Genomic DNA, 14,242 nt, shown 5'->3' on the forward strand with positions numbered 1-14,242 from the left:
GCTGCAAAAGCGGATGTTGAACACCACTGTCGCAGTTGGCTGAATTACCCATTTTTGCTAACTCGAGTTAGCTTAGGTATTGGAGAGTTTTTTACACAACTTTTTTGTTATGGAACTGTGAGAGGCTTCACGAGAAGTGGTTAAAATTCGATCTGCGTCAAATAAACAAATACGCAGATTTTTAATAAAAACCTTTTAAATCATAACAATATAATAAATTGTCTGTTCAGCATCACAGTTTTAAACCAAATGATTTGGCTAATTTGAGTAGCTAAAATAGCTTTAAAAGGCACTTCGCTAACTCGAGTTAGCATAATTGATAAAACGCATATGAACTTGTAAGTAGTATTCGCATTAACGGTGACGATGGCCCTCTGGAATCTTGTTTTCGCCTGATTCACTGACTGCAGTTTCTGTATATTGAGGAAAGCAGCAATGTCTGAAACATTTTTACAGATGAGTCATATTACGAAACGTTTTCCCGGCGTATTAGCGTTGAGTAATGTGGATTTTGCTTTACACAAAGGTGAGGTTCATGCGCTGCTGGGTGAGAATGGCGCAGGAAAATCTACGTTGATGAAGATCTTATCCGGTGTTTATCAGCCTGATGAAGGGGAGATTATTTTTGAGGGGCAGCCAGTTACTTTCGCTAACCCGTTAAGTGCGCAAAGTGCAGGTATCACGATTATTCATCAGGAATTTAACCTATTCCCTGAACTCACCGTTGAAGAAAATATATTTATTGGCAGGGAGTTTTGCAAAAATAATCGCTGGCGTCTGGATGAAAAACAACAGCGACAGGCTGCGATCGATATTTTGCAAAAGTTAAACCTGAATATCGCCCCAGACACGTTGGTTGCCGATCTGACCGTTGCTCAACAACAAATGGTTGAGATAGCTAAAGCGATATCGGTCAATGCCAAGATTCTTATTATGGATGAACCTACGGCGGCACTGACGGAAACGGAAATCGACAGCTTGTTTCAGGTAACCCGTTTATTGAAAGAACAGGGGACTGGCATTGTTTACATTTCGCACCGACTGGAGGAGCTGGCGCTGATAGCCGATCGCGCTACGGTAATGCGCGATGGGCAGTTTATTGCCACCGTGGATTATGATGCGGTCAAAATTAGCGACCTGATTGCCATGATGGTCGGGCGTGACCTCGGTAATATTTATCCTCGCCGTGAACCTTTGGCTCAACGTAAGCCCGTGTTGGAAGTGAGTGGGCTGACGCGTAATGGTGTATTGAACAATATTGATTTCACGCTTTACCAAGGAGAAATCCTGGGCTTCGCCGGTCTGATGGGCGCAGGGCGTACTGAGCTGGCGCGGGCGATTTTTGGCGCGGATCCCATTGATGGTGGAACCCTTAAGCTGAACGGTAAAGTTACGGTGATTAAAGATATTCCTGATGCTATCCAACAGGGTATCAGCTATTTAACCGAGGACCGGAAAAAAGAGGGACTGGCATTAGGACTGTCCGTTGAGCGCAATATTATGTTGGGCAATTACCCTGAGTATTCCGATCGTTTTGGCAATGTGGACAGCAAACGTTGCCAGAAAACCAGCGAGGAACAGGTTAAAGCCCTACGTATTAAAACACCACATTTAGAGCAAGCCGCCTTGAATTTAAGTGGTGGTAATCAGCAGAAAATTATTATTGCCCGATGGGTGTGTAAAGACACCGATATTCTCATCTTTGATGAACCCACTCGCGGGATTGATGTGGGGGCCAAGCTTGAAATTTATGAATTAATGAATCGGCTGGTGGCAAAAGGGAAATCAATTATCATGATCTCCTCTGAATTACCGGAAGTGCTGGGTATGTGCGATCGCATTTTAGTGATGCGTAATGGGCGTATTACCGGGGAGCTAGCTTCTGATGACGCCACACAAGAAAAAATCATGCAATATGCGACGTTAGAGGACTAACTTATGACTATCTCTGTAACCTCTTCAGACAGCAATAATAAGAAAATAAAAATTAACAAAGAACTTTTAATGCGCCTTGCGCCACTTTTAAGTCTGATTATTTTGGTAATATTTTTTAGTTTTGGTTCGCCATTTTTCTTTAACACTGAAAACATTATGACAATTGCCCTGCAAACCTCGGTGATTGGCATTATGGCGATTGGCGTTACCTTCGTCATTATCACTTCAGGGATCGACCTTTCTCTCGGTTCAGTCGTGGCATTTTCTGGTGTCGCGGTAGGTATCTGCGCCACGCTAGGTCTGCCTCTGCCCGTCTGTATTTTTGCGGGTGTACTGGCTGGAGGATTATGCGGCTATATCAATGGTCTGCTGGTTACCAAAATGACTATCCCGCCTTTTATCGCCACGCTGGGTCTGATGATGTCCGTCAGAGGTATCAATATGGTGATGACCGATGGCCGCGCGATTTACTTCGCTGATTACCCCACCTTCAAAATGCTGGCCCAGGGACGGTTGTTTGATGTGCTGCCCTATCCCGTTTTTTACCTGGTGGTGGTGGCGCTCATCGCCGCGTACATCCTGAAGAAAACGGTGATAGGCCGCTATGTTTACGCGGTGGGCAGTAATGAGGTGGCGGCACATCTTTCCGGGATTAAAGTGCAGCGCGTGAAAATTTTCGTCTACGCCTTTTGTGGTCTGCTGACCGGGATTGCCGGGGTCATTCTGGCCTCACGTTTAAACTCCGGGCAGCCGACGGTCGGTGTGGGTTATGAGCTGGAAGCCATCGCGGCGGTCGTTATTGGCGGTACCAGTCTGATGGGCGGGATTGGCACCATCGGCGGCACTATCATTGGCGCATTCATTATGAGCGTGTTGAAAAATGGTCTGAACCTGATGGGTGTTTCCCAGTTCTGGCAAATGGTGGCCATGGGGATAGTGGTCATTGCTGCGGTTTATCTCGACACATTACGCAAAAAAATTCGTTGATTTACGCTCCCGGAAGTCACGGGACATCATAACCCTGACGTTTAGGGTGACTCACTCAGAACGGAGTAAAACAATGAGAACCAGGAATTTTGTCTATGCGTTATCCCTGCTGGCCTGTATGACATCCAGCGTTTTGGCTAAAGATATGAATCTTCCCGTGGTCAGTAAAGGTTTCCAGCATGAATTCTGGCAAACCGTAAAAATGGGGACGGAAGCGGCAGCAAAAGAGTTGGGTGACAAAACCAGCTATGTGGGCCCGGCGGATGAAACTCAGATTGCCGAGCAGATTCAGTTAGTTGAAAACGCGATGGCGCAAAAACCTAATGGACTATTACTGGCCGCGTTAGATGCCAATGCGCTGGCGCCATTAGTTGAGACCGCAAATTCACGCGGCATTAAAGTTGTGACCTTTGACTCCGGTGTGAATTCTGATATTCCGGTCAGTTTTGTCGCCACGAATAACCGTAAAGCCGGGGCTGAAGCGGCAGACGCGCTGGCAGCGGAAGTGGGCAACAAAGGAAAAGTGGGCATTATTGCGCACGTAGCAGGGACCTCCTCAGCGATTGAGCGTTCAGAAGGGTTTATTGCCCGCATGAAGGAGAAATATCCGGATATCCAGGTGCTACCGGTCCAGTATAGCGATGGCGATCCGCAAAAAGCGATGGATAAAACCATCGATATGATTCAGGCCAACCCGGATATTGCAGGGATTTATGGCACGAATGAAGGCTCAACGCTCGGCGTAGCAAACGCAATTGATAGTCAAAACCTGAAAGGCAAAGTGAAGGTGATTGGTTTTGACAGCACCGAGGCCATTATTGCCTTCCTGAAGTCCGGGGTGATTCAGGGCTTTGTTGTGCAGGACGCCTACCAGATTGGCTATCAGGGTATCAAGACGCTGAATGCGGCGGTATCCGGTCAGTCTGTACCAAAAGAGATTGATATTCCGGTGAAATTCGTTAGTGCGAAGAACATTGATACCCCAGAAATTGACAAGCTGTTACACCCATTCGGTAAAAAATAAGAGCGTTGGGGCGAGGTACTCGCCCCACTATTAGCTAACGTCAGGGAGTTACTATGAGCAGTGGATATTTCCTCGGTGTGGATGTCGGCTCTGCCAGTGTCAGGGCGGGTGTGTTCGATGCCAGCGGCAAACGTCTGGCCTTTGCGACACGCCCTATCTCGCAGTTTCGACCCGGCCCCGATCGGGTTGAGCAGTCATCTGCAGAAATCTGGCAGCAGGTTTGCGATGCGGTTAAGGGGGCAGTATCGTCATCCGGGATCTGCATTGAGGATATCCGTTCACTGGGATTCGATGCCACTTGTTCATTGGTGGCTCTCGACGAGCAGGGGCAGGGCCTGGCGGTTTCACCTGGCGAACCATCAGACCATAACATCATCATGTGGATGGATCATCGCGCGGTGCAGGAAGCTCAGCATATTAACGCTACGCAGGATCCGGCTCTACGTTACGTTGGCGGTGAAGTCAGCGTCGAAATGGAGCTTCCCAAGGTGCTATGGCTAAAAAAACACTTTCCTGCAACCTGGCACAGTGCGCATCGTTTTTACGATTTGGCTGACTATCTTGTCTGTAAAGCCACCGGGAGTGACGTTGCCGGTCTGTGTACGCTGACCTGTAAATGGAACTATCTGGCCCATGAACAACGCTTTAGCCACTCTCTGCTCGACGCCGTAGAGTTAACGGATTTAACGGGCAAAATCCCGTCGCATATTCTTCCGCCAGGCGCCGCCGTGGGAACGCTTAGCGCCGATGCGGCCCAGGCGCTGGGGCTGACGACGGCTGTTGTCGTCGCCAGTGGGATGATTGATGCCCATGCAGGCGGTTTGGCGCTTGCTGGCGTTGAGCCTACGGGAACGTTAGCGTTGATTAGCGGAACGTCAAACTGCCATATGCTGTGCAGCAAACAGGAAATTTATACGCCGGGCGTATGGGGACCGTATTGGTCTGCCATGCTGCCTGGTTACTGGTTGACGGAGGGAGGGCAAAGCGCCGCTGGGGCATTGGTCGACTGGACGCTCCAGGAATCAGGCGCGAGTGCCGAGCTATTTCATAAGGCCGAGGCGCGGGGTTGCCATCCGATCGTTTTAGTCAACGAATGGGTTGCGGAACTTGAGAGGAAGGAGTCTGAACCTGGTCGTTATTTGCATGTGCTGGCCGATCACCATGGCAATCGCTCCCCCCGCGCGCGACCCGATGCACGGGGCAGCGTCTGCGGCTTGACTCTTGAGCGAGGCGAGATGCAGGTGGCTCGCCTGTACCTGGCGACGTTACAGGCGATTGCCTGCGGCACGCGGCACATTATGGAAGTGATGCGTGAAAACGGCCATACCATTTCCCGACTGGCGCTGTGCGGCGGCGCAACGCATAACCCGCTGTGGATGCGGGAATATGCCGATGCTACCGGATGCGATATTCATCTTATGCAGGAGGAAGATGCAGTGACGTTAGGGGCAGCTATCACCGGCGCGGTAGCAAGCGGCGCGTGGGCGAATATTCCATCTGCATGCCAGGCGATGGTTCGCTCCGGCGAGATTATTAAGGCTAATCCGGCACGGCGGGACTTCTATGACCGCAAATACCAGGCTTATCTGATGATGTGGGATCAGCAGCAGGCGATTAACCAACTTATGCAGTAAGACAAAAGTTTAAAATACTTTTATGATTGGAGATTGACGTTTTTGGATGTGGACTGGGGCATATAAATGGCTAAAACAGTAGAACAGATAGCCAGCGATCTGAATTTATCGGTTACGACCGTACGACTGGTGCTGAACGGGAAAGCAGAGCAATATCGAATCAGTGTCAAAACCCAAACGCGTATTAATGAATATGTTGAGCGCTATGGTTACGTCATAAACCATTCAGCCCGTAGCCTGAAATTGAATAAAACGGATACATTGGGACTGATTGTTCCCAATATTTCCAACGTTTTTTTTGCCACTCTCGCCGAGAAACTTGAGCAACGCTGTCGTCGCTCCGGTTATCAGTTAATGATTAGCTGTACCTATGATGATGTTGATTACGAAAATAAATTGACCAAAGCGTTAATCGCTCGCAATGTTGATGGCCTTTTTATTGTTCCCTCTACATTGGAGAATCAGCAACACCATTTACGCCAGGTCAGAAAACCGATGGTGTTACTGGACCGTGATTTTAAGTATACCGATAACGCATTGGTTGAAAGTCATAATATTTTAGGCGGCGAAAAGTTGACGCAAAGTTTGTTTGATGCCGGAAAGGCTCCAATCTGGTTTTTAGTCGGAGATACCGGATTACCCAGTATTGGCGATCGTCTGCAAGGTTACCTTAATTCTTTGAAGAATAATGGTATTCATCACCGTGATTGGGTGCGTGAAGGTCCTGACAACACTCCTGAAGGTGGCTTTCAACTGATGGATAGATTGATTGGTGAACAGGGGCGGCCACAGGCGTTTATAGCTTCATCATTACCCGTACTGGAAGGTGCTATTAACGCTATTCGCCATCGTTTCGGCACAATTCCACCTGATATTAATATTGGCACATTCGATGAACATCCGATGCTGGGATTCCTCGCCAATAATGTCTGGTCAATGCAGCAGGATGAAAATGTTTGGGCGGAAAAAGCATTTGATATGATGATGAGTGCCATAGACGACCAACCTATTAAAGAAACTGTAAAAGTACCGATGAAACTTATTAAGCGCGTAAGACAACAATAATACGTTGCTATAAATAAATCGGCCAACTGGATCTGAATAAACACATTCAGTGGCTGCCCATATCTGAAACCTGACCCGTCTTACTCTGCGGCTACATTTTTCGCAATTAAAGACGAGGAGAAACTGTACCCGGAGAATCATTATGGAAAGAATGCGTTTGTCACGAGAAATCATTGAAACCTGTCTTGAAATGACCAGCCTTGGATTAAATCAGGGGACGGCGGGAAATGTGAGTGCGCGATATGAGAATGGGATGTTGATCACGCCCAGCGGTATTCCTTATGAAAGACTTACTGAAAACATGATCGTGTATGTAGATAACGACGGAAAATATGATAAAGGTCAGTTACCCTCCAGCGAATGGCGTTTTCACCTGGCGGCTTACCAGACGCGTCCGGACGCCAATGCGGTCGTCCATAACCATGCTGTGCATTGTACGGCCGTTTCGATTCTCAACCGTCCAATTCCGGCAATCCATTACATGATTGCGGCGGCGGGGGGAAACTCTATTCCGTGTGCGCCTTATGCGACGTTTGGTACACGAGAGTTGTCAGAGCATGTGAGCGTCGCCCTGAAAAACCGTAAGGCAACGCTTTTACAGCACCATGGGCTGATTGCTTGTGAAGCGAATCTGGAAAAAGCACTGTGGTTGGCGCATGAAGTGGAAGTTCTGGCGCGCCTTTATCTGAGCACCCTGGCCATTGTTGATCCGGTTCCGGTGTTGGACGATGAGGAGATCGCTATTGTGCTGGAGAAATTCAAATCTTACGGATTACGAATTGAAGAGTAATTTCGCATAGCGAAAAGGAGAAATACGATGGCGAACAGAATGATTCTGAACGAAACGGCATGGTTTGGCCGGGGAGCTGTTGGTGCATTGACCGATGAAGTCATCCGTCGTGGTTATCGCAAGGCGCTGATTGTGACCGACGAAAACCTGGTGCGGTGCGGTGTTGTCGAGAAGGTGACGTCCCGGATGGATGACGCGGGTCTGGCGTGGGACATCTATTCAGGCGTTATTCCTAACCCAACCATTGCGGTGGTGCAGGAAGGATTGGAGGTCTTTGAGCAAAGTGGCGCAGACTATCTGATAGCCATTGGCGGAGGCTCCCCGCAGGATACCTGTAAAGCGATTGGCATTATCAACAATAACCCTGAGTTTGCGGATGTACGCAGCCTCGAAGGGTTATCCCCGACGCGCTGCCCGAGCGTGCCGGTTATGGCTATCCCAACCACAGCAGGGACGGCGGCGGAAGTGACCATTAACTATGTGATCACGGATGAAGAAAACCGGCGTAAGTTTGTTTGTGTCGATCCACACGATATTCCGCAGGTGGCGTTTATCGATGCTGACATGATGGACGGCATGCCTGCGGCGTTAAAAGCGGCCACGGGTGTGGATGCCCTGACCCATGCCATTGAAGGATACATCACGCGCGCGGCGTGGGCGCTTACCGATGCGCTGCACATTAAAGCGATTGAAATTATTGCCGGGGCTTTACGCGGATCGGTCGCGGGCGACAGTCAGGCGGGGGAAGCGATGGCGCTGGGCCAGTATGTGGCGGGAATGGGTTTTTCCAACGTTGGTCTGGGATTAGTACATGGCATGGCGCACCCGCTGGGCGCGTTTTATAACACCCCGCACGGCGTCGCAAATGCCATTTTGCTGCCGCATGTGATGCACTATAACGCCGAATACACCGGGGAGAAATTCCGCGATATCGCCCGGGTGATGGGCGTGAAGGTTGAAGGACTGACGCTGGCAGAAGCACGGAAAGCGGCAGTGGATGCGGTATTTGCCCTTAACCACGATGTTGGGATCCCGCGGCACCTGCGCGATGTTGGCGTACGCAAAGAGGATATTCCTGCGCTGGCGCAGGCTGCATTTGATGATGTCTGTACCGGGGGAAATCCGCGTGAAGCGAGCCTGGGCGATATCGTTGAGCTGTACCATACCGCCTGGTAATCACCCGGCGTTTATCCGGCCTACAGGGTTGTACGATAAGTAGGCCGGATAAGGTGTTTACACCGTCATCCGGCAATAACACTACCGAGCCAGCCGTAGCTGCTGTAAATTCCCGTCGATATGTAAGTCCGTTTGCAGTCGTGCGATATCGCGACACAGATACGCCATTTCTTTATGCATCTCAAGCTTCTTGCGCCACTTTTCCGGCACCTCATCAAGATGCGCGTAAATCCCTTCCAGCGTTGGAAACAGCGTCAGCAATTGTGTGGCGCTTTTGGGGCCAATACCTGCCACGCCAGGAACCTTTGAACTACCGATCCCGGCCAGCCCCCAGTAATCGGGCAGTTGTTGCGGCAGCACGCCAAATTCTTTCTCAATGAACGGTGCATCCAGCCAGCGCTTCTGAAAATAGTCGCGAATACGCAGCGTCGGGGAGAGCAACTGACAGTAGCCTTTATCGGTGGAGACGATGGTGGCCTGGTGTCCCGCCTGGCAAACTTTAACCGCCAGCGTAGCGGCTAAATCGTCGGCTTCATTACCGCTGGAGACCCAGCAGCTGACGCCGCGCTGTTCAAAAGCGGCGCGTAAGGCGGGCATTTCCTGATGCAAGTCATCTGGCATCGGTGGACGACCGGCTTTGTAATCAGGCAGTCTTTGGTGACGCCAGCCGCTATTGCGCGCTTCATCATCAAATACCGCCACGGCGTGCGTGGGCTGACTGTGCACAATTAATTGATCGAGCGCGTGCTGGCACGTCTCCACGCAGGGAGATCCCTGTACGGCGTGAATGCGGCGGATAAGATTCAGTGCATCGACAATAAGTAAGTGGACGGCCACGGTGTTCTCCCTAACAAATCAGGCTGTAGGGTAACATTCACGGCGGGGGGAGGCGAATATCTGAAATCAACATTTTGCCGGATGAGGCGTCAGCCGCCATCCGGCAATAGGCAGGGCTTTAATCGCAGGAGACAATCTTCATCGCCAGACCGCCGCGAGAGGTTTCGCGGTATTTGGCATTCATGTCTTTCCCGGTTTCGTACATGGTCTCGATGACTTTATCGAGGCACACGCGCGGTTCGCTGGTACGGCGCAGCGCCATACGCGCGGCGTTAACCGCTTTGACCGAAGCAATGGCATTACGCTCAATGCACGGTACCTGAACCTGGCCGGCAACGGGATCGCAGGTCAGACCCAGGTTGTGTTCCATACCGATTTCCGCCGCGATGCATACCTGCGTTGGGCTACCGCCCAGCAGTTCAGCCAGACCGGCCGCTGCCATGGAGCAGGCTACGCCAACCTCTCCCTGACAGCCGACTTCGGCGCCAGAGATAGAGGCGTTCATCTTGTACAGTGAACCGATGGCGCTCGCGACCAGCATGTAGCGTGCCAGCGAGTTAGCGTTCACTTCGCGGATAAACTTGTCGTAGTAAGCCAGCACGGCAGGAACAATCCCGCATGCGCCGTTGGTTGGCGCGGTAACCACACGTCCACCGGCAGCGTTTTCTTCATTCACGGCCAGCGCGAACATGTTGATCCAGTCAACAACCGCCATCGGGTCGGTGGTGGTTTTGTCCTGGCTTACCAGCATACGACGTAGCGCCGCCGCACGACGCGGAACGCGCAGTTTACCCGGCAATACGCCTTCGGTGGTGATACCGCGCTCAATCCCGCTACGCATCACTTCCCAGACGTTGGCAAAGTGCTGTTCCAGCTCTTCTTTGCTGTGCAGCGCCAGTTCATTTTGCATCATCAGGCCGGAAAGCGACAGGCCGGTTTCCTGGCAATGACGTTGCAAATCCGCCGCAGATTTATACGGATACGGTACGTTTACCGGAGCGCTGTTCGGTAAACCAAAGTGTTCTTCATCAACGATGAACCCACCGCCAATGGAATAGTAAGTCTGGCTGTAAACGGCTTTTTCGCCCGCCAGTGCAGTAATACGCATCCCGTTTTCGTGCAGGGACAGATTGTCCGTATGGAAATTCATGCACTTGTCGACCGGGAATTCGACTTCATGTTGACCGTCCGCCAACAGCAAACGCCCATGAGTGTTCACATCCTGGATAAAGGCCGGGATGGCATCAATGTCTACGGTATCCGGCAGATTACCCGCCAGACCCATAATAATTGCGATATCGGTATGGTGACCTTTCCCCGTCAGGGACAAAGAACCATAAACATCAACCACTACGCGGGTTACGTCAGTGAGAATTCCGCGTGCAATCAGGTCATCCGTGAATTGTTTGCCTGCTTTCATCGGGCCAACAGTATGGGAGCTGGAAGGGCCAATGCCGATTTTGAAAATATCGAATACGCTAATCATGAGGCGTCCATTGTGTATCGAGGTGCGCCGCCCCGGGGAGCGGCGCAGGGGAATTAACTGAACAGAGAGTAGGAAATTGCGGAGATAGCGATCAGGCCCATAATTACAACGAAGACGTTGCTGATATGGCCGCTGTATTTACGCATTGCCGGTACTTTCTGAATGGCATACATCGGCATCAGGAACAGAATCATCGCGATGATTGGGCCGCCCAGGGTCTCAATCATACCGAGGATGCTTGGGTTCAGCGTCGCCACAATCCAGGTGGTGACCAGCATGAACAGCGCAGTGATTTTGTTCAGTTTGTTGATTTCGATGGTTTTGCCTTTGCCGCGCAGAGACTTAATCACCATACCGTTGAAACCTTCACGTGCGCCCAGGTAGTGGCCGAGGAAGGATTTGGTGATAGCGATCATCGCGATGATTGGCGCCATCCAGGCGATAATCGGCGCGTTGAAGTGGTTCGCCAGGTAAGACAGGATAGAGATGTTCTGCTCTTTCGCTGCAGCCAGATCCGCCGGGGTCAGGCTCAGTACACAGCTGAAAACGAAGAACATAACGGTCAGTACCATCATGATGTGAGCGAATGCCAGGATTTTGGAGCATTTCTTCTCAGCGTCATCACCGTACTCTTCACGCTTCGCCACGGCGAAGGAGGAGATGATCGGAGAGTGGTTGAAGGAGAACACCATTACCGGAATCGCCAGCCACAGAGTCATCCACAGACCGTTGCCGGTAGAAGCCGCAGAGTCAAAAGAGAGTGTTTCCAGCGCCGCGCCGCTCCACTGAGGGATCAGGTACAGAGCCAGCAGCATCAGGGCAGCAACAAACGGGAATACCAGGATGCTCATCGCCTTCACGATCATCTGCTCACCGAAGCGCACGATGGTCATCATGCCGACAATCAGGATCAGAGACAGGATGGCACGCGGCGGCGGAGTAATCGCCAGCTGGTGGGTCAGGAAGCTTTCAACGGTATTGGTGATTGCTACGCTGTAAACCAACAGAATCGGGTAGATTGCGAAGAAGTAGAGCAGGGTAATCAGTTTACCTGCGCCAACGCCAAAGTGTTCTTCTACAACTTCAGTAATGTCTTCACCCGGGTTTTTACCGGACAACACGAAGCGGGTCAGGCCACGGTGCGCAAAGAAGGTCATTGGGAAGGCAAGGATTGCCATGATGATCAGCGGGATCATACCGCCTACACCTGCGTTAATCGGCAGGAACAATACACCCGCGCCAATCGCCGTGCCGTAAAGGCCCAGCATCCACATGGTATCCGTCTTGCGCCATGCGCTGCGGGTCTGGCCCGTAACGATAGTGCTGGTTTGAGTGTTTTCCATCTATTTCTCCTGGAGGAAGCTTAAAAAGTCGGGTTTGGGGTCAATCCAATGAGAAAGAACCCGACTGTAAATCGAAATTCGTTGAGCGATTTTTTATATAATTTTTCGCCGTAATAATTTGCGGGCGGAAAGATACATTTTAGTAATGAATGTATCAGTGATCGCGATCCCAAATGCAATAATCCACCTTTTATGTGGATAAATTTGGACCATTAATCTGTTAAAAAATAGTCAAAGCGAATTTACGGGCGCAGAGGCTAACATTAACGACATATCTCATGAAAGCGAAGGCGCGAAGATACGAGCGTTGCGCTGTAAAAACTGTTGTTTTTAGAGGATTTTGGCGACTAATAATAATTTCCTAAGATAAATAACGGTTGGTTTTTGGAAGTAATCGTTTGCGTGGCGCGTGATTTTTAACGACATATCATTGGTATTTATATAATCGTCTGAGCTATGTGACTGGTATCACTAAAAAAAGCCGGGAGGCGACTGCGCCAAACCCGGCTTTGATATGGACAAAACTGTCACCACGAGAGCGTCTGCTATCGGGTGTTGAAGGTCAGGCGCAGATCTCGTAGCAAGGGATGTACGCGGAGCCTGGCAACTTCATACGATGCTGCGCAACGAATCCCTGCAGGAGATCGTCCATGCGGCGCATCATTTCGCGGTCACCGTGGATTTTGTACGGGCCAAACTCTTCGATGGCGCGAATGCCGACTTCCTTCACGTTACCGGCCACAATACCCGAGAATGCACGACGCAGGTCGGCCGCCAGAACTTCAACGGGTTGATCCGGATACAGTTTCAGGTTAGCCATGTTTTCATGGGACGGCTCGAACGGCATCTGTAAATCAGGTGCGATACGAATCGACCAGTTAAAGCTGTAGGCGTCTCCGGTGTCGCGACGGTTCTCTTTTACCAACGGCATCGCTTTTTTCATCAAGCGCGCAACTTCAGCCGCATCGTCAATGATAATGCGATAGTGTCGGCGGGCATCTTCCCCCAGCGTGTGCACGATAAACTCGTCCAGCACGCGGAAGTAATCGGCGCTCTCTTTTGGTCCGGTCAAAATCAGCGGTAGCACCTGATCTTTATTAGCCGGGTTCATCAGGATCCCCAGCAGATACAACAGCTCTTCCGCAGTCCCGACGCCACCCGGGAAGATGATAATACCGTGGGCGATGCGCACGAACGCTTCCAGACGTTTTTCAATGTCCGGCATGATGATCAGTTCGTTAACCAGCGGGTTAGGCGGCTCAGCGGCGATGATTGACGGTTCGGTCATACCAATAAAGCGGCTGTCTTTGTAACGCTGCTGGGCGTGACCGACCGCTGCGCCTTTCATTGGCGCTTCCATCGCTCCCGGACCGCAGCCGGTACAGATGTTCAACTCACGCAGGCCTAACTGGGTGCCGACGCGACGCGCATACAGGTATTCATTTTCGTTAATTGAGTGACCGCCCCAGCAGACGACCATGTTCGGCGCTTCACCGACATGTAGCGCCCGGGCGTTACGCAGGATCGAGAACACCAGGTTGGTAATATGCACCGAACTTTCGAGATCCAGATGCTGAAAACGACCCGCGTTATGGATCTGAGCATTGACGAACAGAATGTCGCGCAGCACGGCAAACAGGTTGGCCTGCAGCGCACGAATGATGCGCCCATCAACAAACGCATCTTCAGGCGGGTTAATCAGCTCCAGCTTCACGCCCCGTTCGCGGCGCAGCACGTTAATATCGAAATTTTCAAAGCGGGACAGCAGTTCTTTGCTGTTGTCGGTTAGACTACCGGAGTTCAGAACGGCAAGTGAACAGTTACGAAACAGTTGATACAGGTCGCTGCTGGCCGTGCGTTTAAGTAATTCGACTTCCAACTGCGACAACATGTCCATTGAGCCAAGTGGGCTAATATGTGTAATCAAGTAGACTCCTTATGGGACGCAAAACGTCATTCCCTGGT

Annotated in this window: 11 protein-coding genes; 7 read left to right on the forward strand and 4 right to left on the reverse strand. The window is 50.9% G+C overall.

Features of this window, described 5'->3' with window-relative positions:
- The first annotated feature begins 435 nt into the window (after window positions 1–435).
- From OOJ59_RS11680 to fucO, 7 genes are all read left to right on the forward strand, one after another.
- The gene (locus OOJ59_RS11680) at window positions 436–1,935 is read left to right on the forward strand and encodes a sugar ABC transporter ATP-binding protein (RefSeq protein WP_069324532.1); all 1,500 of its coding nucleotides are present in this window, start codon (window positions 436–438) and stop codon (window positions 1,933–1,935) included.
- Window positions 1,936–1,938: 3 nt separating this feature from the next.
- Entirely contained in the window at window positions 1,939–2,922 is a 984-nt protein-coding gene (locus OOJ59_RS11685) for an ABC transporter permease (protein WP_160955740.1), read from the forward strand.
- Window positions 2,923–2,995: 73 nt separating this feature from the next.
- Entirely contained in the window at window positions 2,996–3,946 is a 951-nt protein-coding gene (locus OOJ59_RS11690) for an ABC transporter substrate-binding protein (RefSeq protein WP_061382372.1), read from the forward strand.
- Between the two features lie 53 nt (window positions 3,947–3,999).
- Entirely contained in the window at window positions 4,000–5,580 is a 1,581-nt protein-coding gene (locus OOJ59_RS11695) for an FGGY-family carbohydrate kinase (protein ID WP_137351631.1), read from the forward strand.
- Between the two features lie 66 nt (window positions 5,581–5,646).
- Entirely contained in the window at window positions 5,647–6,645 is a 999-nt protein-coding gene (locus OOJ59_RS11700; protein ID WP_038633242.1) for a LacI family DNA-binding transcriptional regulator, read from the forward strand.
- Window positions 6,646–6,787: 142 nt separating this feature from the next.
- Window positions 6,788–7,435, forward strand: coding sequence for an L-fuculose-phosphate aldolase (fucA, locus tag OOJ59_RS11705; protein ID WP_003034062.1), 648 nt, complete (start codon window positions 6,788–6,790; stop codon window positions 7,433–7,435).
- Window positions 7,436–7,462: 27 nt separating this feature from the next.
- Window positions 7,463–8,611, forward strand: coding sequence for a lactaldehyde reductase (gene fucO / locus OOJ59_RS11710; protein ID WP_085048809.1), 1,149 nt, complete (start codon window positions 7,463–7,465; stop codon window positions 8,609–8,611).
- Between the two features lie 81 nt (window positions 8,612–8,692).
- On the opposite strand, the gene xni is transcribed toward fucO, so the two are convergent.
- The 4 genes from xni to ppnN all read right to left on the reverse strand — a co-directional run bounded on the left by xni (window position 8,693) and on the right by ppnN (window position 14,204).
- On the reverse strand, window positions 8,693–9,448 hold the full coding sequence (gene xni, locus OOJ59_RS11715) for a flap endonuclease Xni (protein WP_087856946.1): 756 nt from the start codon (window positions 9,446–9,448) through the stop codon (window positions 8,693–8,695).
- 118 nt (window positions 9,449–9,566) lie between these two features.
- Window positions 9,567–10,934: an L-serine ammonia-lyase gene (locus tag OOJ59_RS11720; RefSeq protein WP_085048811.1), complete on the reverse strand. Its 1,368-nt coding sequence runs from the start codon at window positions 10,932–10,934 to the stop codon at window positions 9,567–9,569.
- A gap of 53 nt (window positions 10,935–10,987) precedes the next feature.
- Window positions 10,988–12,277, reverse strand: coding sequence for an HAAAP family serine/threonine permease (locus OOJ59_RS11725; protein WP_006687002.1), 1,290 nt, complete (start codon window positions 12,275–12,277; stop codon window positions 10,988–10,990).
- 562 nt (window positions 12,278–12,839) lie between these two features.
- Window positions 12,840–14,204 carry a nucleotide 5'-monophosphate nucleosidase PpnN gene (gene ppnN / locus OOJ59_RS11730; RefSeq protein WP_038633231.1) on the reverse strand — a complete coding sequence of 455 codons (1,365 nt, stop codon included), beginning with the start codon at window positions 14,202–14,204 and terminating at the stop codon, window positions 12,840–12,842.
- Window positions 14,205–14,242 lie beyond the last annotated feature (38 nt).

The sequence above is a fragment of the Citrobacter sp. W9 genome (genome assembly GCF_026719375.1).
Lineage (GTDB): Bacteria > Pseudomonadota > Gammaproteobacteria > Enterobacterales > Enterobacteriaceae > Citrobacter > Citrobacter werkmanii.